Genomic DNA, 26,995 nt, shown 5'->3' on the forward strand with positions numbered 1-26,995 from the left:
GAAATTTTCATAAGCGATTTTCCGATTATATCGGCGCAACTCGAAATATATCAGCGATTTTTTTAATATATCGACTTGCCGACAAAAACCGACAAATGACAGAACCGGATAATAAAAAAAGGGTGCTCCAAAATTAAACTTGGAGTACCCCTTTTATTATACGAATTCTGTTTACTTCCCTGCTTCGATTTGCTCTAATGCAGCAGCTACTTGCTCTTCCGTTAATTCATGTTGTATTACGTAGCGGTTACGTGGACTTACACGACATTCATGAGAACATGCACGTAAATATTTCGCTTCGTTTTCTTCAGAACATAAAATTTTCTTATTACATTCTGGATTTGAACAGTTTACATAGCGCTCACAAGGTTCACCTGTAAAGTGGTCTTTACCAACAATAACATGTTCTTTTTGGTTTACTGGTACAGCGATACGCTCATCGAACACGTAACATTGTCCATCCCAAAGCTCACCTTGTACTTCTGGGTCTTTTCCGTACGTTACAATTCCGCCGTGAAGCTGACTTACATCTTCATAGCCTTCACGAACTAACCAACCAGAAAACTTCTCACAACGAATTCCGCCTGTACAATACGTTAAAATCTTTTTACCTTCAAGTACTTCTTTATTTTCACGAATCCAATCTGGTAATTCACGGAATGATTCGATATCAGGTTTAATCGCACCTTTGAAGTGACCTAAATCAAATTCATAATCATTTCGTGCATCAATGATAACTGTATCTTCTTGTTTCATTGCTTCATAAAAATCTTTTGGCTCTAAATACTTCCCAGTTATTTCGTGTGGGTTAATGTCATCTTCTAGACGAAGTGTAACTAACTCTGGACGAGGACGCACGTGCATCTTCTTGAATGCATGACCATCAGCTTCATCTATTTTAAATACGATGCCATCAAAACGTGGATCATTGTTCATTGCTTCCATGTATTTCTCTGTTTGTTCTACAGTTCCAGAACAAGTTCCGTTAATACCTTCTTTTGCTACAAGAATTCTTCCTTTTAATTCAAGTGAATTACAAAATGCTAAATGCTCTGCCGCGAATTCTTCTGGGTTTTCAATTGTTGTGTACATGTAATATAGTAATACTCTGTATGGTTTTGTAGTTGCCAATGTATTTCTACCACCTATCTAATTTTTTAAATCATGTATAAGTTAACGTTCATATCAAAACATATATAATAAGAAAATGAATCCCATTTTCTTTTCTTTATACTATTTTCTATCAGTTAACAAAAATAAAAAACAAGATTACACATCAAAACACTATGGTTATGTTGTAATCCCAATATATTATATATCATACAAATGCAATTCCATCAATTAATATGCTGGATTATCGGCTTTATGTTCACATAAATTTCAAAATTGACCCTTTAATTTATTATGTTTCCCCACGTCATCACACCATAAACTCCCAATTTATTTTACGTTATCACACCATCCATTGCGTAAAGGCATATAATTTGCATTAAGGAAACTTTCGTGTTCAAATGAAATTATCACATAACATATTTAAATGTATTGAAATAATGAGTAAGAATAAATACAATAATTTCATCAAGTTAACATTTTAAAGGGGAAAACTACTATGAATAAAGATATAACAAAAGATGAACATCTCCCTTCTGAAAGTACAACTGTACAATCAGCTCATTTAGCTTTAAGTGGAGAAACAAAAGGCTGGAAAAGACTGTTACCATTTTTAGGACCCGCTTTTATCGCGTCCGTTGCTTATATTGATCCTGGCAACTTTGCTACAAATATCGCAGCTGGTTCACAATATGGATATTTACTATTATGGGTTATACTCGCTTCTAACTTAATGGCTGTATTAATCCAAACGTTATCAGCTAAATTAGGAATTGCTACAGGAAACAATTTACCCGAAATAGCTCGTGAAAACTTTCCAAAGCCTGTGTCTATCGGCTTATGGATACAAGGTGAACTAGTTATTATGGCTACAGATTTAGCGGAATTTATTGGAGCTGCTTTGGGGCTTTACTTACTATTTGGAATCCCGATGCTACCTGCCGCTTTAATTACTGCAGCCGGATCATTTATTATTCTTGAGTTTCAACGTAGAGGATTTCGTCCACTAGAAGCTATTATTACAGGAATGATTTTCATTGTAGTAATTGCTTTTGGGATTCAAGTTTTTTATGCAAAACCAGAATTAAGTCCCCTTCTTTCAGGACTATTTATTCCAAAATTCCAAGGTGTAGACAGTATATTACTTGCAGCAGGGATTTTAGGTGCAACAGTTATGCCACATGCAATATACTTGCATTCTGCATTAACACAACGCCGCGTAGTCGGAACAACTGACGAACAAAAGAAAAAGATTTTTCGTTTCGAATTTATCGATATTATTATTGCAATGGTTATTGCTGGAGCAATTAATGCAAGTATGTTAATTGTTGCTGCTGCACTATTCTTTAAAAACGGCTTGCACGTTGAAGATTTAGATGTTGCTTACACTCAATTTACCAATTTAGTAGGTCCTGTATCGGCTGCATTATTTGGGATTGGACTTTTATCAGCAGGACTATCTAGCTCTTCTGTTGGTACAATGTCGGGTGATATTATTATGCAAGGTTTCATTCGCATGCATATTCCGTTATACTTACGCCGATTTATTACAATGATTCCACCATTAGTTATTATCGCTTTAGGTGTAAATCCAACTTACGCTCTAGTCATGAGCCAAGTCGTCTTATCATTCGGTATTGCATTTGCGCTAGTACCACTTATTATGTTTACAAGTAACAAAAAGATTATGGGTGCACTCGTTAACCACCGTATAACAACATTTATCGCTTGGATAATTGCAGCACTCGTTATCATTTTAAATATCTTCTTACTGTATCAAACATTTGTAGGGTAATGAAAAAGGGTATTCCAATTTTAATTTGGAATACTCTTTTTGGATGAAATGATTTTCTTCTAGTTACCACTTATGTATGTCCCTCTTTCCGGCATCATGACACCATTTTCAGTTCGAAAGTAAAGTGGCAATCCTTCCGCAAAAAACATACTTACCTTGGACGGGTCTTGCCTTTGATGATGAATATGTAAATGTGGCTCACTTGAACTTCCTGAGTTACCGACTTGAGCAAGAAATTCTCCTTCATTTACACGTTGTCCTTCTCTAACTTTAATGGACCCTTTCTTTAAGTGGGCAAGAATCAAAAATGTCTCTGTTTCATCTATCCGTAAATATATGTAATTCCCTGCCATTGACTGAAAATCATCCAATCCGGGAATTAAATCTTTTTCATCATTATTGATTGATACAACCGTCCCAGAAGCTGGTGCCATTACTTTCGCTCCATATATTCCGTAATCCTCTAACTTACTACTTTTCACTTCAGCAGGTGGAATGAGGATATCATATGCCCACCTTTCATTTGGCTTTATAACATGATAGTTCGTTTCTAACTGATCACCGCCCCAGCCTATTAATGCTCGTTCATTCAAAGGAACACGAACTACTGCTTTAGGACTCATAGATTGTATATCTGCTGGGTAAGCAATTCTACCTATATTAGCAAACCAACCGACAGGCCAAGCTCCAATGATAGAAAACAGAATGATTAAAAATAGCGTTCTATCTATCCGCTTTCTAAAAATGCCTTTCCAAAAAAATATTATTACTGATCCTATCAAGAGGAAAACTGAAATAAAACTAAAAGCCTGAATATTCCACCAAACAAAAACTGATGTAACACCATTAGCTACATAAACTAAGATCCAACTTATAATTAAAAAAGAAACTATAATCACTAATAAAAATTTCTTCCACATGTCGCATCCCTACTCTCATATCCTTTTTCTCAATGATACAAAGTAAAAATTACGACATATAAAAGAAATACTTACGACTTTCTTACTTTTTTATACTGCGGTAATTTCACAGTGAAAACTGTTTCTTTATCGTTACTACGTACAGTTAGATCCCCTTGATGGAGCTCGGCTATACTTTTTGAAATTGCAAGCCCCATTCCTTTCCCACCAGTATAAGAACTACGTGATTTTTCACTACGATAAAATTTCTCAAAAACGTAAGGAAGGTCCTCTTCCGGAATACATTGTCCAAAATTTTTAATTTCTACTTCAACATTCATTGTTTTATTGGAAATTCCAATTGCAATTTCCTTTCCATCTTTTCCATACATAATACTATTACCTATTATATTTTCAAATAGTCTCACTATAAGTGCCACATCAACTTCTACATACAGCACTTCATCACTTTTAATATAAAAGCTCATATTAACATCATCTAATTGTGGTACAAAGCCAATCATGATTTGTTCAATTAATGCTTTCATATCTACTTCATCTTTATGTAATTCAATCTCTCTATAATTTATTTGACAGTATTCTAATAAATCATCTACTTGATGTTTTAATTCATAACTTTTTCGCTTTAATATACTTACATACTGTTCACATTCTTCTCCATTCGAATGGAGTTTATTTCCTAACAGGTCCGCATAACCGATTAAAGATGTTACTGGCGTTCGTAAATCATGAGAAATATTACTAATCATTTCATTTTTCATTTCCTGTGATTTTTTTTCATTCTCGATAGACTCTTTTAAACTTTTGACCATTCTATTTACATTCGTCGCTAATTCACCAATCTCGTCATTTTTTGAAATAGGTATATGTACTTCAAAATTACCATTACTTATTTCCTTCACGTTCTTATTAATTTCAGACAATCTTTTCATCATTGTTTTTGTCATACATGCAAAGTATGTCGTAGTAAAAATCAAAAAAACTATAAAGTATACAAATGAATATTTTTCCTCTAACGCATTAACATGACTATATATATTTCCAACTAAAATTTGAAGCACTATTATACTTACAGTCGCTAACAAGATGCTACATATGAAAGCTAAAAAAAATTTCGCCCTAATACCCTGTAAAGATCTAATCTTCAATTTTATATCCGACTCCCCAAACATTTTGTATAAACTTCGGTTCTTTTGGATTCTCTTCAATTTTATTTCTCAATCTTGCAATATGAACCATTACTGTATTATTACTTTCATAGGCTCTTTCGTTCCAAACGCTCTCATATATTTCTTCAATTGTAAACACACGATTCTTCGCAGCTGCCATTAAGTGTAAAATATCATATTCAGTTTTCGTAAGATTCATTGTTTCTCCATATAACATTACAGTTCTCGACACTTCATCTATTTCTAAACCTCTAATATTTATTTTATTTTCCATTACTTGGATAGCATTTTGGTTGAAATATGTATACCTTCTTAATTGAGCTTTCACTCTTGCGATAAATTCAATTGTACTGAACGGCTTCACAATATAATCATCTGCCCCAGTACTAAATCCAATTACCTTATCGACATCCGATGATTTCGCGCTTAAAAACATAATTGGTAAACTATGTTTCTCTCTAATCCTTCTACACAATTCTATCCCATCCATTTGTGGCATCATAATATCCAAAATAGCAAGTTGAATACTGTTATTATTTATTATTTCTAAAGCCTCTTCTCCGTTATGAGCACTAAAAACTTTAAAACCTTCTTGCATTAGATTCACTTTTATAAATTGAACAATATCTTGATCATCATCTACAATTAAAATTGAATTTTTCTCCATATACAAACCTCTTTTTAAAATATATTCCACAATCAATTTTATCATAAATTAAAACCATACTCCCCTCTTGAATAATCTTTATTTTCAGACTAGATTATATAATAACAACACATTCTAGTTTCAAAAGAAATGGAGTGAAAGCATGTTTCCTATATTGAAAACAGACCGACTCATTTTAAGAGAACTTACCGAAGAAGATGCACCGCGTATACTACAATGCTTTTCTAATACTAATGTACTGCGCTATTATGGCCAAAAACCGTTACAAGATGTTGATCAAGTGAAACAAATCATTCATAACTTTAAGTTGAGTTACAATGCAAGAAGCGGTATAAAATGGGGAATCGAATTAAAAGACACGAAAGAACTCATCGGTACCATTGGTTTTCATGATTGGTCTTCTGAGCATAAACGAGCCAATATAAGTTATGCCTTTTTGCCTGAACACTGGGGAAAAGGATATGCGACTGAAGCTGTTTCTGAGGTTATATCATACGGTTTCCATACAATTCATTTAAAGCGGATTGGAGCAATTGTATTTCTTGAAAATGAAGCTTCCAATAAAGTACTATTAAAATTAGGCTTTGAAAAAGAAGGCGTTCTAAAAAATTATATGTATCAAGATGATGTCCCATATGATACGAATTTTTACGCTTTATTAAAATCGGTTTAATAGAATTCATGTGTAAAAAACCTTACTTTTAAAAAGTAAGGTTTTTTGTATTTATTCATTAGCAATATAAGCATTCTTATAAGTATAAATACCACCAAATTGATGCTTTTCAATTCCTTTTACATAATCCTTTTGTACATATGCTGAGCCAATATGATAAAGCGGCGCTACCGCAGCATCTTCTAATAATACCTGCTCGGCTTCTCGCAACGCTTCCCATCGGTTTTCCGTATCTAGTACAAAATCCGTTTTCGCTTTCTTTATTAATTCATCGTAATGAACATTAGAATAATTCATTTTATTATTCGGATTCCCTGTCGTAAATAACTCTAAATAACTAATTGGGTCTTTATAGTCAGGTCCCCAATTTGCCATAGTTATATCGTAATCACCTGCTTGTTCTAACTGTAATTTTTGCTTAAATGGCTGTTGTTTAATTTGTATCGCGATTCCTTGCAAATTCTTTTCTAAATCACCTTTTATATATTCTGCCATCCGTTTTGCATTATCTTGTTCAAACGTTAAAAACTCGAGGTTTACTTGCTCTACTTCAAGCTCTTTTTTCGCTTCTTTCCAAATCTTTTGCGCATTTTGCAAATCATATGAAGAAAGATCTCCGTTTTCTTTTCTAAAATCTTTACCGGTCACTTCATTTACATGACCAACTGGTACAAGCCCGCTTGCAGGCTTTGCTCCGTTATTAATAAAGTGAGCAACGAAATCATCCTTATTTAACGCTAATGAAATAGATTGACGCACCTTTTTATTTGCTAACGCGGTATTTTTTTCATTAAAACGAAGCATAGCAATTCCAGGATCGCTCGACATATGTAATTCCTTATTCCCTTTATACTTGTCTACAACTTGCGAATTAATAGGTACTCGATCCAAATCTCCGGCTTCATATAAATTTACAGCTGTCATTGTATCCTTTACGATATGAAAGTTTATTTCGTCTAATTTCACTTTCTTTCGATCCCAATATGCAGCATTCTTCTTTAATTGAAACTCTTGTTCATGCTTCCATTTTTCTAATACAAATGGCCCGTTATATATGAGATTACTAGGTTCCAATGCATAATTGTTTCCTTGTTCTTTCAAAAATGATTCATGCTGTGGTAAGTATATAGGTAGTGCTAACAACTGTAAAAAATACGGAACCGGCTGTTCGAGTTCAACTTCTAACGTATAATTATTTATTGCTTTAACCCCAAGTGCATCAAGAGGCATTGTTCCCTTATTAATCTCTTTCGCATTTTTCACATAAAAGAGCATGTATGCATATTGAGATGCCGTTTCAGGGTTAATTGCACGTTTCCACGCAAATATAAAATCATTTGCTGTTACATTATCTCCATTTGACCATTTTGCATCTTTACGCAAGTTAAATGTATATTTCTTACCATCTTCACTTCTTTTAAACGATTTTGCTACTGCTGGAGTAGGCTGATCTTGATCATTTAATACATATAACCCTTCAAATATGTTTTGCATAACGTGTGCTGATGTACCATCCATCGTTTTCGCAGTGTCCAGAGAAGGAATTTCTTCTGATACTGTTACATTTAACACTTGTTTTTTAACCTCTGTATCACTTTTATTCGCTTTATTATTACAAGCTGTTAATAATAAAGATGTAACAAGTGCCATTACCATTAAATGGCTCTTTTTTCGCTTCATGAGTTGTTCTCCTTAAGTATAAAATATTATAAAGCGTTATATATTATAGCAGAAATATGAACAGAAAGATGCGACATTCTTTTGAATATTTATTCGTTCAAGAAAAAAGCTATCCTTTTAAAAGGATAGCTTTTTCAACTGCCACATAATTAGTTATCTTTGCAAACCTCGTTTATAACGACTTGCTTCAAATATAATACGCTCTTCATCTAACGTTTTACATTCGCCATTCCAAACGACACGTTTTCCGTTAATAATTACATCGCTTATATCTTTTCCACTAGCAGCATACACAAGATGTGATAACACTTCATCTGCTGGTTGTAAATGCGGCTTATTAGATGGATCAATCGTAATAAAATCAGCACATTTTCCAACCTCAAGTGATCCTGTTTGTTTCATCCCGATTACTTCAGCAGCCCCTTTAGTCGCAAGTGTAAGAGCTGTTTCAACTGGTAAAGCTGTTGCATCTTGGTGAATACCTTTTTGTAGTAAAGTCGCTATGCGCATTTCTTCAAACATGTCTAAATTATTGTTAGATGCAACACTATCTGTTGCAATTCCTACTTTTATTCCTGCTTCTAGCATCGCTTTTACATTCGCTATACCAGAACCTAGTTTTAAATTACTATTTGGATTATGAGCTACTCGAACGTCATGTTCTGCTAAAAATGCACGCTCATCGTCATTTAATACTACACCGTGTGCAATAACTGTTGGGCGTTTAAACAATCCGCAGCTCGCTGCATATTCTACTGGACGTTTTCCATATTGTGCTTCAATATCACGTACTTCACGCTCTGTTTCAGAAAGGTGGATATGAACCATCGTTTGATTCTCTACTGCAATCCGTGCGCACTCTTCTAACAATTCTGTACTACATGTATATGGACTATGTGGTGCAACCATCGTAGTTAACATGCCACTTTCGTTATAGTAACGCTTCACATATTTCTCAGCTTCTTCAATCGCTTTCTTTTCATCGTCTTTCGTTCCGAAGCTAAATAAAGTCCTTGAAACAGCAGCTCGCATCCCGCTCCTTGATACCGTTTCCATAATTGCGTCTTGATCTACTCCAATTGGATTAAACATGTCAGAGAATGATGTTGTACCACTTTTCACCATCTCAAGTAATCCTAATTCCGTACTAGCGACCGCAATTTGGGGAGTAAATTGACTTTCCAGTGGCCAAATTCTCGTCTCAAGCCATGGCTGTAATAACATATCATCTCCAATACCTCTTAAAAGACTCATTACAACATGTGTATGTGTATTTACAAGCCCTGGTAAAACCCACTTTCCTTTCATGTCAATTACTTCATCTACTTCAAAATCATTAGCGAATTCTCCGCTCTTTACATCTATAATTTGATCATTTTCTACAATGATATATCCATTTTCTATCACTTCGTTTTGTTCATTCATCGTTACAATTGTAGCGTTTACATAAGTTGTTTTCAAAAGTATTTCCCCTTTCAACTCTATGAAGTTCCCTTTAATAAGTTACCACCATTATAGTAACTTATTAAAGATTAAGAGTCAAAAGATAATTTTAATTCTTTCGTTATTTTTCCCTTCAAAATGCTATATTGCTTTTCATTTGTATCTGCAAATGCTTCTTCCCGATTTGATTCCACACCCAAGTAATTCAGGTTTTCATTGAATTGAGACTCTGTAAAATCAAACCTCTGCCCATCTATAAAGTTATAAAAATGCCACACGCCCCCTATTTTTGTCTTTATAATTTTCCCTCCACATATATCTTGAACGACTAGAGCCGTTACACCACACTGTCCCTTTGCTGGATTTTCAATTGTCCACTTTGAACTTGTTTCAATCGACCACGATTTTATTAGTGCTCCATATATTCTTTTTTCCTTTACATCATCCATTCTAATCTTCCCCTACTATTAATAGTTTTACACATCATATTTCAAAAGAGGCAGTAAACGACCCTTAAAGACAGTTGATGGTGTCTCTCCTATTAACTGTGCTCCCATTTTCAAGTAATATCCTTTTGCATTCGGATCACTATCAATTGTAAAACTTTTTAATCCTAGTTCATTGGCTTTTTCTATTACATACTCCCAAAGTATTTTCCCGTAACCTTTTCCTTTGTAATCAGGATGAATGTACAAGAAATCGAGAGCTTTATCATTACGTAAAAATGAGAAAAAACCAATCTTCGCATTATCGTTTTCTAAAACATATACAAAATTATTTTTTATGTATTCTTCTGTAATTGTTAAATCTTCCTTACAAGCAAATATGAATTCTTCACTATAATCCCACGTTGCTTTTGATTGTAGTGCGAATTCACTTAATTCATTTGCTTCACTTAATAACGCTTCTCTTATCTTCATGATTCTTTCTCCTCACCTTCGATATGTAAACTACTAAATTGATTCGGAAAGCACTTCAAAAAACCTTTTTTTTCATAAATTAGAGATTATTTTTATAAATCTTTATTATAACCAGTACAATTTTTTTAAAGAAAAAGAACGCCATCCCTAAAAGTTGGCGTTCTCTTTTTCTAAAATTTAATCTTCAAACTCACTCATTCGTTTTACTATTTCGTACGATACAAACCTATACAGTTTCTACTACCGCTTCAAGCATTGTTCCATTTTTAGCATAATTCGTATGCCAAGAAAAAGCTTTTTCTAAAATATGAGGAGTTTGTCCACCTCTTGTTTTTGCTTCTTCGTAATAAGCACGTAGTTGATCACGATACATTGGATGTGCGCAATTCTCAATAATAAGTTCCACTCTTTCTCTTGGCGCAAGTCCCCTTAAGTCGGCATACCCCTGTTCAGTAACAATAACATCTACATCATGTTCAGTATGGTCTACATGAGAAACGAAAGGAACAATACTTGAAATGTTACCACCTTTCGCAATCGATTTAGTAACAAAGATAGCTAGGCGTGCATTTCTTGCAAAATCACCAGACCCACCAATTCCATTCATCATTTTTGTACCTAAAACGTGAGTAGAGTTAACATTTCCGTATATATCTAATTCTAATGCAGTATTAATTGAGATTAATCCAAGGCGACGAATAATTTCAGGATGATTGGAAATCTCTTGCGGACGCATCATTAATTTGTCACGATATTTTTCAAAGTTAGAAAATACTTGTTGCATTTTCTCTTCAGAAAGCGTGATAGAACAACAAGAAGCAAAATTGACTTTTCCAGCATCCATAAGATCAAAAACTGCATCCTGTAAAACTTCAGAATACACTTCTAAATCTTCGAACTCGGAATCTAACATTCCATGCAATACCGCGTTAGCAACTGAACCAATTCCTGATTGTAACGGCGCTAAACGATTTGTTAATCGTCCTACTTTAACTTCTTCTCGAAGGAATTCTATTAAATGCTGTGCCATAATAACCGTTTCTTCATCCGGAGGAACAATTGTCGATGGCGAATCCAATTGATTCGTAAACACAATTCCCTTTACTTTTTCAGGATCAATTGGAATACCGATTGTTCCAATTCGGTCATCTGTTTTCACAAGCGGAATTGGAAGCCTCTCCCCTTGTTTACCTGGTTCATATAAATCATGTAGCCCCTCTAATTGCGCGGATTGAGCCATATTCATTTCAATAATAATAGACTTAGCATGTAAGGAAAACGCTAAGGAATTTCCAATTGAAGTGGTTGGAATAATCATTCCGTCCTCTGTAATCGCAACCGCTTCCAAAATAGCGAAATCTATATCCAGAACGTCAGCGCGGAGTAACTCTGCTGTATGAGATAAGTGTTGATCCACAAATAAAAAGTCTCCGTTATTAATTCCTTTTCGCATAGTCGCGTCAGCTTGGAAAGGTAATCTTTTCCCTAAAATTCCTGCCTCAGCAAATAATTTGTCTACATCCGAGCCTAAAGAAGCCCCAGTATAAACATTTACTTTAAAAGATTCATCATTCTTAACTCGGTTTACAAGCGCAAACGGGACTGCTTTTACATCACCTGCACGTGTAAACCCACTTAAGCCTAAAGTCATTCCACTTTGAATCCAGGAAGCTGCTTCTTCAGGTGTAACTACCCGATCTTTTAGACGTTGATCTCTGATTCTATCTAAATTATTCTCCATATGTAATCCCTCTCTCATTGAATATTCATAATTATTTTACACATTTACACTATCAAAATAGGGATTTTAGTATACAATAACGAAAATTCAGACAGAACAGCAAATTTAGGTTCTAAAGCAGAAAAATTTAGAATCCTAGAAGCTTACGGAAATAACTAGCGTATGATTGACTAACTGGTACTCTCTCACCATTATCCATCGAAAGTACAAAAGTAGAATGGGTATCAGGATAAATCGCTTTAATATGATTAACATTTACAATAAACGAACGGTGACATCTAATAAATGAATCTTTAGGAAGCAAGTATTCGAATTCTTGCAGAGAGTATTTATGTGTTCCTGATAACTCTTCTGAATTCACATACGTCTTTTTATCTTTAGCCTCTAAATACATAACCTTTGAAAAAGGGACTGGAATCCAGCCATCTGTTGTTTTTAAAGTAACGACTGACTTTCCATCCGTTAAAGCTGGATAAATTGCCGTTACGCACCCTTCAAGCTTTCCATTGTTTGAAAATGGTACAGCCATTCCATGATAAGGAATACCAAAAACATCCCGATTCATAAACTCAGATGTTTTTTGATTCATCACCATCGCTTTATGAGCAATCGTTCCTTCCTTTATAGGATCCCCAGCGCTAATCTTTAAATCAATTCGTTTACTTGGCCGATAGTAAATATATTCTTTCGTATTCGAAACAGCAATTGAAATTTCATCTGAAAATAATTCACCAACAACATCTAGTAATAAACCTAATGTTCTATCTTCCATTCTATTAACACCTCATTCACTATTATACTACTATTATGAACAGGCATCTGTTTCTTTATAAATAGTTTGATTTTAAATTATTTTTAAAATTAGTTTTATTCACTATTACTTCGTTACTACAAAAAACCTCACTTCAGAAAAGTGAGGTTTCCTCTCATACAATATTTCTTTATTTTTTTAACGACTCTAGAATAAGATTTATTTTTTATTAAGTAAAGTAAATTTAAGAATTTATTGCCCGTATTTCTGTAAAATAAATAATCCCAAACTACAAACAGTTTGGGATTATCTTTCTCATTTATTATGCGCATCTAACCACGAAATTAAATCTTTAAATACTTCATCCTTATTTACTTCATGAAACATTTCATGTCTACCATTTTCATATAAACGTAGTGTCACGTCTTTCACACCACATTTTTTATAGTTTTCATATACTTCTTTTACACCTTTCCCCATATCGCCAACAGGATCACGATCACCAGAGAATATATGTATTGGAAGATTCTTTGGCGTCTTCTTGTATTCTTCTAGTTTATTTACTTCTAATACACCAGAAAATAATTCTCGGTAAAAACTCGTCGTACAAATGAAACCACATAACGGATCCGCAATATATTTATCAACTTGATTATTATCTGAAGATAACCAATCAAATTTTGTACGATTTGGCTTAAAGTTCGAATTGAAGTTTCCGAAAGATAAAAAGTTTAACATTGGACTTTTCGTTTTTGCCCCGCGCAACTTCATTTCGATTGTTGCTACTTTATGACCAATAACTCCTAAAAGCCCTGGATTTCCACCTGTTCCTGAAATCAGAAATCCATCATATAGTTCACCCCTAAGTTGTACAGCACGTCTTGATAAAAAAGAACCCATACTATGTCCAAGTAAAAACAAAGGACTTGACTGCTCTTCTTTTATCCTTTCTGAAACAAAGATAACATCCGTTACAACTTGATTCCACCCTATATTTGGTTCAAAATGACCATAATCTTCTTCTTTTTTTACTGTTTTCCCATGTCCTTTATGATCATGCGCATAAACACCATACCCTGCTTCCAATAAAGCATCCACAAATTCTGTATACACCCCTGCATGCTCTGTCATGCCATGTGCAATTTGAATAATTCCTCTCGGATCTCCTTCTGGTAACCACTTACGCAAATAAATTTCCGATCCATCCAATGCCGTAACGAAACTTTCCTGTACATTCATTTCGTCAGCTCCCAACTCTATTATGTATACCTTTAAGAGAAATGAATATCCATTCACTTTTCTTATTTTATATTATATGTAATTGCTTTCATTATGACAAATGATGTATTTTTCAGACTTGCTTTCAAACTGATCTCTTGACGAACCTGAAATAAAATTATATAGTTACTTACATAAAGTAACTATATAATTTTTAGGAGGTTTCTACTATTATGATGCCATCATTATTTTTAGCACATGGTTCGCCTATGCTCGCTATTCAAGATACAGACTATACACGATTTTTAAAAACACTTGGAGAAACATATAAACCGAAAACAATTGTTATTTTCACTGCTCACTGGGAAAGTGAAGTATTAACGATTTCCTCATCAGATAACGAGTATGAAACAATTTATGATTTTGGAGGTTTTCCCCCTGAGTTATACGAAATCAAATATCGTGCGAAAGGCTCTTCTAGCATTGCATCTATGTTAGAAACAAAATTTAAGAACAAAGGTATTTCAGTCCATCATAATATGACGAGAGGTTTAGATCATGGTTCATGGACACTCCTGCACCGCATGTATCCAGAAGCAAATATTCCTGTCGTACAAATATCAGTAAATCCATTCCTTTCTGCAAAAGAACAATTTAAAATTGGAGAAGCACTTAAAGGACTCGGACAAGAAGATATTTTAGTAATCGGGAGTGGTGTTACCGTCCATAACTTACGAGTACTGAAATGGAATCAAACTACACCTGAAAAATGGGCAATTGAATTTGATGATTGGATTATTAAACATATGCAGAATAACGATAAAGATGCATTGTTTAATTGGGAAAAAAATGCTCCTCATGCACAATTAGCAGTACCAAGAGCAGAACATTTTGTTCCTTTATTTATCGCTATGGGAAGTGGTGAAAATAGCGGTGAAGTCATTCACCGTAATTATGAGCTTGGTACATTAAGCTATCTATGTCTTAAATTTTAAAGAAAAGGATGAAGCAATGATTGCTTCATCCTTTTTTCATTCACTTAGTTAACTAACTTCCAAATGTCGTTTCTCTGATACCTCTTCGTTCTTATTATGAAAATAAACCCAGATACACGCAATAAATAATAGTGATGATGTAGCGAGGAAAACATATTGGAAACCTGCATGCGCTGCAATTTGTCCCCCGAGTACTGGACCAATCATATTTCCTAAAAACTGAAATGATTGATTATATCCAAATATTCTTCCCGTAACATGGGTTGGTGTATGTTGTTTTAGTAGAGTTTGTACGGAAGGTAATAATCCTGCTTGTGCGATACCTAATAAAAATCGAAGAATTAATAGTTGCCAAGCTGAGGTTACAAATGCTTGCGGGATAAAAATAATTCCTGCAGCAAATAACGCTACAACTAACGTTTTTTGAGGACCGATATGATCTGATAATCTTCCTAGTCTTGGTGCTGCCAAAATAACGGCTAATCCTGTCGCTGACATAACTGCTCCCGCAATTGTTTCAATATGTGCAGTATGAGGGCCTACTAAATTTTTCACGTACAATGTAACAATTGGTTGAACTGACATATTAGCAAGTTGAATAATAAATGTTGTAACAAACAAACTAATAATTAAATGCTTCGCTGGGACCATCGTCCATACTTTTTTCGGCTGTGTTTTTTTTGCTTGAGCAGAGTGATTTTCTTCATGCAAGAAGAAAAAAACGATGAGAAAGGAAAGGAATAAAAAAGCTCCTGTAACAAGAAAGACATGACGCATTCCAATTAATTCAGATAAATAACCTCCAAGTAACGGGCCAAGTAACGAACCGCTTACACCACCAGTTGAAATTGTGGAAATTGCCCAACCTGAATGTTCTTTCGGAGTTTCTGCTGCAATAAATGTCATTGCGGTTGAAAGGAAACCAGATACTGCTCCCATTAAAAATCTTAGTGCGACTAATTGATATACATCCGTTACAAACCCCATAAGCGTCATAATAATCGCCATACCGAGGCTAGCACGAATTAGCATCAATTTCCGTCCATGTATATCACCAAGCTTTCCCCATATTGGTGATACGATCGCACCCATTAAAAATGTTACACCAAATGCAAGTCCCGACCACTGTGCAATGCTTGAAGTGCCAGTTACTCCCAATTCCTCAATATAAAAAGATAAGAAAGGAATTACTAAACTCATACCGGCTGCAGTGGTAAAACAACCTAGCCAACAAATCATTAAATTTCGTTTCCAGCTGGCCATTTTCACACCTTCTTTCTTTAGATACCCATTCTACACCCTTTCTTGTAAAAAGTTTAGTAATTTGCTTTATATGCAAGATTTACTACAAAACCCGCTATTTTCTAGTAAAAACCACTACATCTCTACATCATTTTCATAATAAAACCAACTCCTTTAGATGAAGTTGGTTACTTATTATCTATCGATATTAAACGAGCATTACAATTTCTCTCGTAAAACTCAATGGGACCTGCTTGTCCAATAATCGCATATTCATATCCATCTTGCTTCATATTATATAAACAATGATGCAATAATTCTTTTCCTACACCTTTCACACGATTTTGTTTCGCTATGCCCATTGGACCAAACAATCCTTTCTTTCCTCTCACTACATCGTAACAGGCGAAACCAATTATCACTTCCTCCTGCTGTGCAATATAGATAGGTAACTTTTCATTATATGTCCGAAATCCATAATCAACCGACTGTAACCACCGTTCACCAAATTCATCCGCCACAAATCGTGATAACTTATCAAAATCAGAAGGACTAGCTCTTCTTACATGACAAAATAATGTATTATAAATAGATTTAAAACTATTTAAATCAACCGCTAAGTCTCTCGGTGCAGCTGTAATACGTAATATATCTTCTTGCATTTGTGTATGTATAAATTCACCAATATCTGTATCTACACGAAATAATGCATACATAATATGTCCTTCATTGATTACTACTTGCTGAAAGCGTTCCATACGTTTCTTCGCTATTTGTAAAATTTCTATCGCATTATAAGATAGTTTATATTGCTCTATTTTTTTATACTCTTGATTATGTAAATCGAATCGTTTTCGTAACGAAAGTTTTTCTAAAAAATCTGGACCGACTTTATGAAACAAATACATAAATAACTCAGCGCAAACTCCTGTACCTTCTTTACACATACCTATAAACAGATGGACCGGGTGAATTATGCTACACTCACTCTCTTCTGCTGCAATCTCCAATATTTTATGCACACGTTTTGTAAATTGAAATTCCTCCATATGTGTTTCCATCCTCTACTAATTTACTAACAAACCGTAACCATAAATAATTGAAACAATTACACCCGCTACCAATATACCTGGAAGTAAATTTGCCACCTTGATTTTAATAATACTAAGCAAGTTCAATCCAATAGCAGATATCATAATGCCGCCCGCAGCCGTCATCTCCACTATAAATTGGTTCATTAATTCTTCCGGGACAAAACTATTAATTTGTGTTGCAAAAACTGCAATACCACCTTCATATAAAACAACTGGAATCGCCGAAAATACTACGCCAATTCCTAGAGTTGTCGTTAATATAATAGAAATAAATCCATCGATAATTGCCTTGGTAAATAAAATATTATGATTTCCGCGAATCCCACTGTCAAGTGCACCAAGTATCCCCATCGCACCAATTGCAAAAATTAAAGTAGCTGTTACAAAACCTTCTGATATGCTTCCTTTCCCCTTCGATCCAACTTTATTTTCTAGCCAATCCCCTAAATGTTTTAACTTTTCTTCTAATTGTAACCATTCTCCAATTACCGTACCAATCACTAAACTCAGTATGACAACAAGAAAGTTTTCACTTTTTAATGCCATTTGAAGCCCAAGCACAGTAACCGCTAAACCGATTGCGTGCATTATCGTCCCTTTCATACTTTCTGGAATCCTACTAAATAATTTACCAAGTAAAGTACCAAATATAATACAAATCCCATTTACAACTGCTCCTAATATAACCATTTCTCATTCTTCACCCTTCGAATTCTTTATTTCTATATTTTGGTTTATACATTGATTTACAGGTTATCTATATGTTAACTTAATATTGAGAATATTAACAAATGTTTTCCACTACATAACCCGCTGTTTTTTTGTAACTTTAATTACCTTTAATAGATTCAGTGTTAATTTAATTGCGGGATAATATTAAAAGGGAAGGTATATATGAAAACTTTACTAAAACGATTTTTGTTAATAGCCTTTTTCATTACACCGATTGTTTTATTAATCAATTACTCTTTTATTTCAAAAGCAAAAGACAAACCCGATTTGCAAAACAAATCTAGTAAAACCGCTTCAAAAAGCGAAAAGAAAATAGAAGACCAAGAAATCACACTCACCTTCTCTGGTGATACAATGTTTGATTGGCAATTACGTCCTATAATCGAAAAGAATGGGGCTGATTACCCATTCCAACATGTAAAAGAAGAAATAAAAAAAGCTGATATTTCTTTTGTGAATTTAGAATCGGCATTTACAACGAAAGAAAAGAAAGCACCTGGGCAATTGTTTTGGATTAAAAGTGATCCATCTACACTACAAGCTATTAAAAACACTGGATATGACATCGTAAATATTGGGAATAACCACACACTTGATTATGGGCAAGATGGATTATTGGATACGATTTCTCACGTAGAAAAATTAAAGTTCCCTTACATTGGAGCCGGAAAAAATGCAAAAGATGCATATACTGCACGAGAAATGACCGTAAAAGGGAAAAAGTTTAAATTTCTTTCCTTCGTTCGATTTATGCCTGATTCTAATTGGGTAGCTGGTGAGAATAAACCTGGCGTTGCGAATGGCTATGATTTAAATCTTGTAACAAAAACAATTAAAGAACAAAAACAAGATGCAGACTATTTAATCGTCTATATGCATTGGGGCGTTGAAAAATCAAACCGTCCGGTAGAATACCAAAAGCAATATGTACCTAAAATGGTTGAAGCAGGAGCTAACGCGATTGTCGGAAGCCATCCACATTGGTTACAAGGGTTTGAGTATTATAATAAAGTTCCTATCGCTTACTCATTAGGTAACTTTTTATTCCCAAGTTATGTGAATGGAAAAAGCGCCGAAACTGGCGTATTAACTTTAACTTTTAAAGGAAAGGATGTCCAAATGTCATTCAATCCTTATATCATTCGTAACAACCAAGTTTCCCCTGTAAATGAGGAAGAAAAGAAAAAAGCTCTTCAATATTTACAAACAATTTCAACTGATGTAGAAATTGATGATACAGGGAAAATAAAAAATAAACGAAACTAGACAGCTCAAGATCTATTTCTCTGTAATCTACTTTACAGAATAGGTGATAAACATGCTGAAAAACTTATTAGAAAATGTAAGTTTGTTAGAAAATATTTATAAAATGTCTATAGCCGTTCTACTTTTATGTTCAGTTTTTTCTGTTAGATTTCTAAAAAAATAAAACGTGAACGAAAACTTACTACCTTTGAATTTACTATGTATGTAATTATTCGCATTGCGATATTTTTTTGGTTAACTAGCTTTATTCTTCTTGAATTTAATGAGTATCTAGTTTAACTATAAAAAAGATAGAACAAGCACTATATTTCCTCGCTTGTATCTATCTTTTTTATTTAGATGCTTACTCTTCCCTTCTATTAAATAAGCAAATCAAACAAAACAGGGTTTTTATTAAGCTCCATAAATTGAATATTATTTTCTTTAAAGCGAGTAATTAATTGCTCATAATCTTCTTTATGTTTTAACTCTACTCCGACTAATGCTGGACCATTTTCCTTATTATGTTTCTTAATATACTCAAAACGAGTAATATCATCTTCTGGCCCCAATCCTTTATCAAGAAATTCTCTTAACGCGCCTGAACGCTGCGGGAATTCAATGATGAAATAATGCTTTAACCCTTCATAAATGAGAGATCGTTCTTTCATTTCTTGCATTCTATCAATGTCATTATTTCCACCACTTAGCGTACATACAACTGTTTTACCTTTTATTTCATCCCTGTATAAATCAAGTGCTGCAATAGAGAGTGCACCAGCCGGTTCAGCTACAATCGCATTTTTCTTATACAGTTCTAAAATCGTCGTACAAACTTTCCCCTCTGGTACTAAAACGATGTCATCAATTACATCTTTACAAGTTTCAAAAGTTAACTTTCCTACCTTTTTAACAGCTGCCCCATCAACAAAACTATCTATTTTCTCTAATGCGACATTATCATTTTGAAGAAAAGCCTCTTTCATAGATGCAGCTCCCATCGGTTCTACACCAATAACCTTTGTAGTAGGACTAACACCTTTTACATATGTACCAACACCTGATGCTAATCCACCACCGCCGATTGCCGCAAAGATATAATCAACCGGTTTCTCCATATCATGCATAATTTCAACTGCCACTGTCCCTTGACCAGCAACTACATACGGATCATCAAACGGATGAACAAATGTCATTCTATTTTCTTCACAATAACACTGTGCTTCTTGGAAAGAGCTATCGAATGTATCACCAACTAATACAATCTCTGCGAAATCACCACCGAAAAATTGTACTTGTGATACTTTTTGTTTCGGTGTTGTTGTGGGCATAAATATTTTCGACGGAATCTTCAATAAATTACATGTATAAGCAACTCCTTGCGCATGATTACCAGCACTTGCACAAACAACACCGTTTTGTAACTTTTCTTTCGGTAAACTTTGAATCAAATTGTATGCACCACGAATTTTGAAAGAGCGAATTAATTGTAAATCTTCTCGTTTTACATAAACGTCACAATCATATTTCTCAGATAAAACTGTATCACGTTGTAACGGTGTTTTAATAACGATATCTTTCATGCAATTATGAGCCATTAAGATATCTTCAATTTTCACTCTCTCCTTTACCTTTTGCACCATTATATATCATCCTTATCTCTTTTAAATTGGCTCAATCAAAATGTGGGATTTTCAGAACAGCCCCTGTATTCGCCGATGTTACCATTTGTGCATAACGTCCAAGCCAGCCAGTTTTCACTTTCGGTTCTGGTCGTTTCCATTCTTTTTTACGCTTATCTAATTCTTCATTACTCACTCTTACTTCTAGCAAGCGTTCTTCAACATCAATACATACAATATCCCCTTGTTCAAGAAGTGCGATTGTTCCACCAGCTGCTGCTTCTGGTGAAATATGTCCTACTGAAATTCCACGTGAAGCTCCAGAGAAACGTCCATCCGTTAATAATGCAACCTCAGCACCTAATCCCATTCCAGCAATTGCTGATGTTGGTGCTAACATTTCTGGCATACCAGGGCCACCTCTTGGTCCTTCATAACGAATGACAACTACATCTCCTTTTTTCACTTTCCCAAGCATAATGCCAGCAAGTGCCTCATCTTGTGAATTAAAAATAACGCAAGGTCCTTCAAAACGCTTTACCTCTGTTGCACCGCTTTTAATAACCGCTCCATCTTTCGCAAGGTTGCCTTTTAATATACGCAATCCTCCTTCCTCACTATGAGGGTTTTCAAGAGAGTGAATAACTTCCTTATCTTTAATCTCTGCCTCAGCAATATTTTCTCTTAATGTTTGCCCCGTAGCAGTTATTCGATCAAGATGAAGTACTCCTTCTTTCCGGCTCATCTCTTTCAAAATTGCACTAATCCCGCCCGCACGATCAATATCTTCCATATGCCAATTGGAAGCAGGGCTTACTTTACATAAATGTGGTACACGTCTTGAAACGGCATCAATACGGTTCATATCGTAATCTAATCCAGCCTCTTGCGCGAGCGCCAATGTATGCAACACTGTATTTGTTGAACCGCCCATCGCCATATCAAGCGCAAACGCATCATCAATTGCTTCTTCCGTTACAATGTCTCTTGGTTTAATATCTCTTTCAATTAAAATTTTCAATTTCTCTGCTGCTTGTTTAATTAACTCTTCACGTCTTGGATCAATTGCTAAAATACTCCCGTTACCAGGAAGAGCTAAACCTAACACTTCACATAAACAATTCATAGAGTTCGCGGTAAACATACCCGAACAAGAGCCACAAGATGGACAGCCATGATCTTCAATATCTTTTAATTCTTCTTCTGAAATTTTCCCAGATTGATAAGCTCCTACTCCTTCAAAAACGGAACTCAGATCAACAACTTCTCCTTTAGATGTTTTTCCTGCTGCCATCGGGCCGCCTGAAACAAACACAGTCGGAATATTAATACGTAGTGCAGCCATCATCATACCTGGTGTAATTTTGTCACAGTTTGGGATACAAATCATGCCGTCAAACCAGTGTGCATTTACAACCGTTTCTACTGAATCTGCAATTATTTCACGACTCGGAAGAGAATAACGCATACCGATATGTCCCATCGCAATACCATCGTCAACTCCAATTGTATTGAATTCGAATGGTACCATACCTGCCGCACGAACTGCCTCTTTTACAAGTTTCCCAAACTCGTTCAAGTGTTTATGCCCTGGAATAATTTCAATAAAAGAATTACAAATCGCTATGAAAGGTTTATCAAAATCTTCATCTTTCAAACCAGTTGCTTTTAATAAACTACGGTGCGGCGCTTTATCAAAACCTTTTTTAATCATGTCACTTCTCATCTTGTCAAATCCCCTCTTACATATTTTTCATTTATACTCTCTTACTCTATTTCTTTACTAATTCTTTCGGTGCATGAATCCAACTCATCATTTCACGAAGCTCTGCTCCCACTTTTTCTAATTGATGATTTTGTTCTGCTTTTTTCATTGCGTTATACGTCGGACGCCCTGCTTGATTTTCTAAAATCCATTTCTTCGCAAATTCACCTTGCTTAATTTCTGTCAGAACACGCTTCATTTCCTTCTTCGTTTCATCTGTAACAATTCTCGATCCTGTTACATAATCTCCAAACTCTGCCGTATCTGAAATAGAATGGCGCATATTCGTTAATCCACCTTCGTACATTAAGTCAACAATTAGCTTTAATTCATGCAAACATTCAAAGTATGCAATTTCAGGACGATATCCACCTTCCGTTAACGTTTCGAACCCGGCCTTCACAAGTGCAGTTACCCCGCCGCAAAGTACAGCTTGCTCACCGAATAAATCCGTTTCGGTTTCTTCTTGGAATGTCGTTTCAATTACACCCGCCCGTGTACAACCTACACCTTTTGCATACGCTAATGCTACATGTAGCGCTGTTCCCGTCGCATCTTGATGCACTGCGACTAATGCCGGAACACCATTTCCTTCTTGATATACACGGCGAACGAGATGACCTGGACTTTTTGGCGCAACCATTGCTACATCTACGTAACTTGGCGGATTAATTTGGCCGAAGTGAATGTTAAATCCATGTGAGAAAAGTAACATTTGTCCTTCACGGAGATTCTCTTCTACTTCTGTTTTATATACATGTGCTTGCTGTTCATCTGGCAATAATATTTGTACAACTTGTGCGGTTCGAACCGCTTCTGAAACAGACATTACTTCAAATCCATCTGCTTTTGCTACTTCATACGATTTACCAGGTCTAACACCAACTACAACTTCCACACCTGAATCACGTAAATTTTGTGCCTGCGCATGCCCTTGAGATCCATAACCAATTACCGCAACTGTTTTCCCTTGTAATAACTCTACATTTGCATCTTTCTCATAATACGTTTTCATACTCCATACACCCCTTATAATTTATTTACTTGCAGTACATCAATTAATTTTTTCAACTGACTAACAAGTAATGTCGCTTCATTTTCAGTACAAACTGCTGTGAGTTTCATTTCAGAAACGCCACTCGTATCTCTTTCGTTTAAATGTAAAGAAGAAATATAATAGCCACGCCGAGCAAAAATTCCACTTATACGTAATAAGACACTTGGCTCGTTATGAATAACGAGTGAAAAAGTATGACTCATTCTTCCCACCTCTTCATAATCATTTCGTTATTCCCTTTGTTTGGCGGAACCATCGGAAATACGTTTTCACCTTCTTCTACACAAAAATCAACTACGACAGGACCTTCGTGAGCAAATGCTTCTAACACCACTTGTTTCGCCTCTGTTGAATTTGTCGCCCTTAATCCCTTCACTCCATAAGCTTCTGCCACTTTCACAAAATCTGGTGAGCCAATTTTTGACTCTGATAAACGATTTTCATAAAACATTTCTTGCCATTGCCTTACCATCCCTAAAAATTTGTTATTTATAATAAATACTTTTACAGGGATATTATTTTCAGCAATTGTTTGTAGTTCTTGAATGTTCATTTGAAAAGAAGCATCACCTGCAATACAAATGACAAGTTCTTCTTCTTTTGCAAACTGAGCACCAATTGCCGCTGGGAACCCAAACCCCATTGTTCCTAATCCTCCAGAGGTAAGGAACGTCCGAGGTTTTCTTGCTTTATAGAAATGAGCAGCCCACATTTGATGCTGTCCTACTTCTGTTGTGACAATCGCTTCACCATTCGTTAATTCACTTACTAAGTTGATCACATGCTGTGGTTTTAACTCAGATTCTTTTTGCTTATAAGAAAGTGGATATTCTTCTTTCCATGCCTTTACTTTCTGAAGCCATTCATCTGTTTGTGTATAAATAGACATATGTAACAACATGTGTAACGCTTTTTTTACATCACCAACAATCGGATGCTCTACAGTTACATTTTTATGAAACTCAGAAGGATCAATATCAATATGTACTTTTTTCGAGTGCGGAGAAAAAAGTTCTAATTTTCCTGTTACACGATCATCGAAGCGAACACCTAATGCAAGTAGTAAATCACATTCTGTTACCGCCATATTAGCAGCGTATGTCCCATGCATACCAAGCATCCCTAGAAACAATGGATCTCCCGGTGGATATGCACCAAGTCCCATTAAAGTTGAAACGACTGGAATACGGTTCTCCCTTGCGAATTCGAAGAGTTCATCGGATCCACCTGAATGAATGACACCTCCTCCAATATAAAGAAGTGGACGCTTTGATTTTGAAATTGCTTTAGCCATCTCTCTAAGTTTCATGCTGTCTGGTACAAGTTCTGGTTTGTACCCCGGAATATCAACTTCTTCATTAAAGAAACTGGTGACTTTTGCATTTTGAACATCTTTTGGAATATCAATTAATACTGGTCCCGGTCGTCCGCTTTTGGCGATGTAAAAAGCTTCTTGCACAATTCGTGATACATGATTTACATCACGAACTTGGTAATTATGCTTCGTAACAGGTACTGTAATTCCGACAACATCCGCTTCTTGAAATCCATCTTTACCAATTAAAGGCGTTGCAACTTGGCCGGTAATGACAACTAAAGGAATCGAATCCATATAAGCGTCTGCTAAGCCCGTAACTAAATTTGTCGCCCCTGGGCCAGAGGTAGCAAAGACTACCCCGACCTTCCCAGAAGCTCTCGCATATCCTTCAGCCGCATGAATGGCAGCTTGTTCATGACGAGTTAAAACATGTTTCAAACCACTTTCGTATAACGCATCGTATACTGGTAAAATCGCTCCGCCTGGATAGCCGAAAACGGTCGTTACACCCAATTTCTTCAAACCTTGAATCACGTGCCCAGCGCCTGTCATTTCTTCACACTGTAACTTCTCATACGCTGTATACTGCTGCTTCATTTCAATTAACTCCTCTCCTTATTTATGCTAAGCTTTCCGTCAGCCCGGGAACACGTACTCCTCTTTCTCTCGTTAATTTTTTAAATTCTTCGGTCAATTGTTTCGTTACACTTCCTGGTTTCCCATCTCCAATTTCTCTCGAATCAACTTTTACAACTGGAATTAACTCCGCTGCTGTTCCTGTTAAAAATACTTCATCCGCTACATATACGTCATGGCGAGTGAATGGTCTTTCCTCACACGGAATACTCAGTCGTTCACATAGCTCGATAACACTATTTCTCGTAATACCTTCTAATGCCCCTAAATAGGATGGCGGGGTTAATACTTTTCCATCTTTCACAACGAAAACATTATCGCCAGAACCTTCACAAACATATCCTTGTTGATTTAACATAAGAGCCTCTAACACTCCTGCTTGTGCCGCCTCAATTTTTACAAGTACGTTATTTAAATAATTCATTGACTTAATACGTGGATCTAACGCGTCTGGCGTATTACGTCTTGATGCAACAGATACAACGCTTAGCCCATTATCATAAAATTCTTGTGGGAATAACTTTAATTGTTCTGCAATGATAATTACGCTCGGCTTCACACAACTTCTCGGATCAAGTCCTAAGTCACCTTTTCCTCTTGAGACAATTAAGCGAATATAAGCATCAGCGTATTCATTTTTTTGGAGTGTATGTAAAACTGCTTCTTCCATTTCTTCTACCGTCATTGGAATTGTTAGTAAAATAGATTTCGCTGATTCATACAATCGTTTCACATGTTCTTTTAAACAAAATACATTTCCTCCGTAACTACGAATCCCTTCAAATACACCGTCTCCGTATAAAAAACCGTGATCATACACTGAAACAACTGCCTTTTCTTTTTCTACAAATTCCCCATTCATGTAAATGTACTGGTTTCCCATCTCACATCGCTCCTCTTTTTTCTCTATTTTTGCAATCTATTTCTACATCGATTGCTGAGATGAGTATTTTTAACAGAATATTCAGTATATAACCCTTAAAAATATACTCGTCTCAACAATCGATTACTTACATACTTGTAGCAATCCATTGCTGAGACGAGGGAATCGTGGTACCACTCAGCTTCCTTATACTTCTCACGAAACATAAGCTCTGCAAGTCCAATTAGACTTTTGTTTTTCTATCGGGAACAACCCCGCTACTTTTTACTAGTTTTCAAAAGTAGTGCTCCAAGGTGATTTTCAATGATTGAATTGTTAC

24 protein-coding genes, 1 pseudogene and 1 other annotated feature (1 of these 26 running past the window's edge) are annotated in these 26,995 nt (G+C 35.4%); of the genes and pseudogenes, 5 read left to right on the forward strand and 20 right to left on the reverse strand.

Annotated elements, in window-relative coordinates:
• Positions 1 to 171: 171 nt before the first annotated feature.
• Positions 172 to 1,131 carry an oxygen-dependent tRNA uridine(34) hydroxylase TrhO gene (trhO, locus tag EBQ15_RS24870; protein ID WP_000246214.1) on the reverse strand — a complete coding sequence of 320 codons (960 nt, stop codon included), beginning with the start codon at positions 1,129 to 1,131 and terminating at the stop codon, positions 172 to 174.
• A 478-nt stretch (positions 1,132 to 1,609) separates the two neighbouring features.
• On the opposite strand from trhO, the gene EBQ15_RS24875 reads away from it, so the two are divergent.
• Positions 1,610 to 2,905, forward strand: a complete 1,296-nt coding sequence (locus EBQ15_RS24875; protein WP_001030677.1) for an Nramp family divalent metal transporter — start codon at positions 1,610 to 1,612, stop codon at positions 2,903 to 2,905.
• A 59-nt stretch (positions 2,906 to 2,964) separates the two neighbouring features.
• On the opposite strand, the gene EBQ15_RS24880 is transcribed toward EBQ15_RS24875, so the two are convergent.
• The 3 genes from EBQ15_RS24880 to EBQ15_RS24890 all read right to left on the reverse strand — a co-directional run bounded on the left by EBQ15_RS24880 (position 2,965) and on the right by EBQ15_RS24890 (position 5,661).
• Positions 2,965 to 3,825 (reverse strand): M23 family metallopeptidase, encoded by an 861-nt coding sequence (locus tag EBQ15_RS24880; protein ID WP_000265531.1) that lies wholly within the window; start codon positions 3,823 to 3,825, stop codon positions 2,965 to 2,967.
• Positions 3,826 to 3,896: 71 nt separating this feature from the next.
• On the reverse strand, positions 3,897 to 4,997 hold the full coding sequence (locus EBQ15_RS24885; RefSeq protein WP_050427511.1) for a HAMP domain-containing sensor histidine kinase: 1,101 nt from the start codon (positions 4,995 to 4,997) through the stop codon (positions 3,897 to 3,899).
• Entirely contained in the window at positions 4,963 to 5,661 is a 699-nt protein-coding gene (locus EBQ15_RS24890; protein WP_000414524.1) for a response regulator transcription factor, read from the reverse strand. Before EBQ15_RS24890 ends, EBQ15_RS24885 begins: the two co-directional genes overlap by 35 nt.
• Positions 5,662 to 5,803: 142 nt before the next feature.
• Between EBQ15_RS24890 and EBQ15_RS24895 the strand changes: the two genes are divergently transcribed.
• Positions 5,804 to 6,334, forward strand: a complete 531-nt coding sequence (locus EBQ15_RS24895; RefSeq protein WP_000483976.1) for a GNAT family N-acetyltransferase — start codon at positions 5,804 to 5,806, stop codon at positions 6,332 to 6,334.
• Positions 6,335 to 6,385: 51 nt separating this feature from the next.
• On the opposite strand, the gene EBQ15_RS24900 is transcribed toward EBQ15_RS24895, so the two are convergent.
• From EBQ15_RS24900 to EBQ15_RS24930, 7 genes are all read right to left on the reverse strand, one after another.
• A complete protein-coding gene (locus tag EBQ15_RS24900; RefSeq protein WP_000823521.1) occupies positions 6,386 to 8,014 on the reverse strand; it encodes a peptide ABC transporter substrate-binding protein in 1,629 nt (542 codons plus the stop codon).
• Between the two features lie 153 nt (positions 8,015 to 8,167).
• Positions 8,168 to 9,493 carry a bifunctional S-methyl-5'-thioadenosine deaminase/S-adenosylhomocysteine deaminase gene (locus tag EBQ15_RS24905; protein WP_001999581.1) on the reverse strand — a complete coding sequence of 442 codons (1,326 nt, stop codon included), beginning with the start codon at positions 9,491 to 9,493 and terminating at the stop codon, positions 8,168 to 8,170.
• A 53-nt stretch (positions 9,494 to 9,546) separates the two neighbouring features.
• The gene (locus EBQ15_RS24910) at positions 9,547 to 9,906 is read right to left on the reverse strand and encodes a YunG family protein (RefSeq protein WP_000342921.1); all 360 of its coding nucleotides are present in this window, start codon (positions 9,904 to 9,906) and stop codon (positions 9,547 to 9,549) included.
• Between the two features lie 27 nt (positions 9,907 to 9,933).
• Positions 9,934 to 10,377 carry a GNAT family N-acetyltransferase gene (locus EBQ15_RS24915; RefSeq protein WP_000701892.1) on the reverse strand — a complete coding sequence of 148 codons (444 nt, stop codon included), beginning with the start codon at positions 10,375 to 10,377 and terminating at the stop codon, positions 9,934 to 9,936.
• Positions 10,378 to 10,603: 226 nt separating this feature from the next.
• Positions 10,604 to 12,118 (reverse strand): acetyl-CoA hydrolase/transferase family protein, encoded by a 1,515-nt coding sequence (locus EBQ15_RS24920; RefSeq protein WP_000429809.1) that lies wholly within the window; start codon positions 12,116 to 12,118, stop codon positions 10,604 to 10,606.
• Positions 12,119 to 12,245: 127 nt separating this feature from the next.
• On the reverse strand, positions 12,246 to 12,890 hold the full coding sequence (locus EBQ15_RS24925) for a LytTR family DNA-binding domain-containing protein (RefSeq protein WP_000390207.1): 645 nt from the start codon (positions 12,888 to 12,890) through the stop codon (positions 12,246 to 12,248).
• Positions 12,891 to 13,184: 294 nt separating this feature from the next.
• Entirely contained in the window at positions 13,185 to 14,108 is a 924-nt protein-coding gene (locus EBQ15_RS24930; protein WP_001102590.1) for an alpha/beta hydrolase, read from the reverse strand.
• Between the two features lie 212 nt (positions 14,109 to 14,320).
• On the opposite strand from EBQ15_RS24930, the gene EBQ15_RS24935 reads away from it, so the two are divergent.
• The gene (locus EBQ15_RS24935; RefSeq protein ID WP_000982921.1) at positions 14,321 to 15,082 is read left to right on the forward strand and encodes a DODA-type extradiol aromatic ring-opening family dioxygenase; all 762 of its coding nucleotides are present in this window, start codon (positions 14,321 to 14,323) and stop codon (positions 15,080 to 15,082) included.
• A gap of 48 nt (positions 15,083 to 15,130) precedes the next feature.
• Here the strand turns inward: EBQ15_RS24935 and EBQ15_RS24940 are convergent, their stop codons facing one another.
• The 3 genes from EBQ15_RS24940 to EBQ15_RS24950 all read right to left on the reverse strand — a co-directional run bounded on the left by EBQ15_RS24940 (position 15,131) and on the right by EBQ15_RS24950 (position 18,108).
• The gene (locus EBQ15_RS24940) at positions 15,131 to 16,345 is read right to left on the reverse strand and encodes a multidrug efflux MFS transporter (RefSeq protein ID WP_000179300.1); all 1,215 of its coding nucleotides are present in this window, start codon (positions 16,343 to 16,345) and stop codon (positions 15,131 to 15,133) included.
• 167 nt (positions 16,346 to 16,512) lie between these two features.
• A complete protein-coding gene (locus tag EBQ15_RS24945; RefSeq protein ID WP_000390845.1) occupies positions 16,513 to 17,373 on the reverse strand; it encodes a GNAT family N-acetyltransferase in 861 nt (286 codons plus the stop codon).
• An 18-nt stretch (positions 17,374 to 17,391) separates the two neighbouring features.
• Positions 17,392 to 18,108, reverse strand: a complete 717-nt coding sequence (locus EBQ15_RS24950; RefSeq protein ID WP_000236033.1) for a DUF554 domain-containing protein — start codon at positions 18,106 to 18,108, stop codon at positions 17,392 to 17,394.
• 204 nt (positions 18,109 to 18,312) lie between these two features.
• Here EBQ15_RS24950 and EBQ15_RS24955 point away from each other — a divergent pair, with 204 nt between their 5' ends.
• Together EBQ15_RS24955 and EBQ15_RS24960 are read left to right on the forward strand one after the other, a co-directional pair.
• Complete coding sequence (locus EBQ15_RS24955) at positions 18,313 to 19,416, forward strand: CapA family protein (RefSeq protein ID WP_000854538.1); 1,104 nt, start codon at positions 18,313 to 18,315, stop codon at positions 19,414 to 19,416.
• Positions 19,417 to 19,468: 52 nt separating this feature from the next.
• A pseudogene (locus EBQ15_RS24960) lies at positions 19,469 to 19,695 on the forward strand (hypothetical protein).
• An 80-nt stretch (positions 19,696 to 19,775) separates the two neighbouring features.
• Here EBQ15_RS24960 and ilvA read toward each other — a convergent pair.
• Genes ilvA through ilvE form a run of 6 tightly spaced genes read right to left on the reverse strand, consistent with a single transcriptional unit; the run spans position 19,776 to position 26,676 of the window.
• A complete protein-coding gene (gene ilvA / locus EBQ15_RS24965; RefSeq protein WP_000250322.1) occupies positions 19,776 to 21,038 on the reverse strand; it encodes a threonine ammonia-lyase IlvA in 1,263 nt (420 codons plus the stop codon).
• Between the two features lie 31 nt (positions 21,039 to 21,069).
• Complete coding sequence (gene ilvD, locus EBQ15_RS24970; protein ID WP_001255818.1) at positions 21,070 to 22,743, reverse strand: dihydroxy-acid dehydratase; 1,674 nt, start codon at positions 22,741 to 22,743, stop codon at positions 21,070 to 21,072.
• Between the two features lie 46 nt (positions 22,744 to 22,789).
• Positions 22,790 to 23,797 carry a ketol-acid reductoisomerase gene (gene ilvC, locus EBQ15_RS24975; RefSeq protein WP_000861134.1) on the reverse strand — a complete coding sequence of 336 codons (1,008 nt, stop codon included), beginning with the start codon at positions 23,795 to 23,797 and terminating at the stop codon, positions 22,790 to 22,792.
• Positions 23,798 to 23,811: 14 nt separating this feature from the next.
• Positions 23,812 to 24,042, reverse strand: a complete 231-nt coding sequence (locus tag EBQ15_RS24980) for an ACT domain-containing protein (RefSeq protein ID WP_000019916.1) — start codon at positions 24,040 to 24,042, stop codon at positions 23,812 to 23,814.
• Entirely contained in the window at positions 24,039 to 25,754 is a 1,716-nt protein-coding gene (ilvB, locus tag EBQ15_RS24985; protein ID WP_000813471.1) for an acetolactate synthase large subunit, read from the reverse strand. Before ilvB ends, EBQ15_RS24980 begins: the two co-directional genes overlap by 4 nt.
• Positions 25,755 to 25,776: 22 nt before the next feature.
• Positions 25,777 to 26,676, reverse strand: a complete 900-nt coding sequence (gene ilvE / locus EBQ15_RS24990) for a branched-chain-amino-acid transaminase (RefSeq protein ID WP_000528156.1) — start codon at positions 26,674 to 26,676, stop codon at positions 25,777 to 25,779.
• Between the two features lie 149 nt (positions 26,677 to 26,825).
• Positions 26,826 to 26,995 (reverse strand) — a binding site (T-box leader) (it continues 70 nt past the right edge of the window).

Origin of the sequence: Bacillus sp. 2D03, assembly GCF_003946765.1 — a bacterium.
GTDB classification, from domain to species: domain Bacteria; phylum Bacillota; class Bacilli; order Bacillales; family Bacillaceae_G; genus Bacillus_A; species Bacillus_A cereus.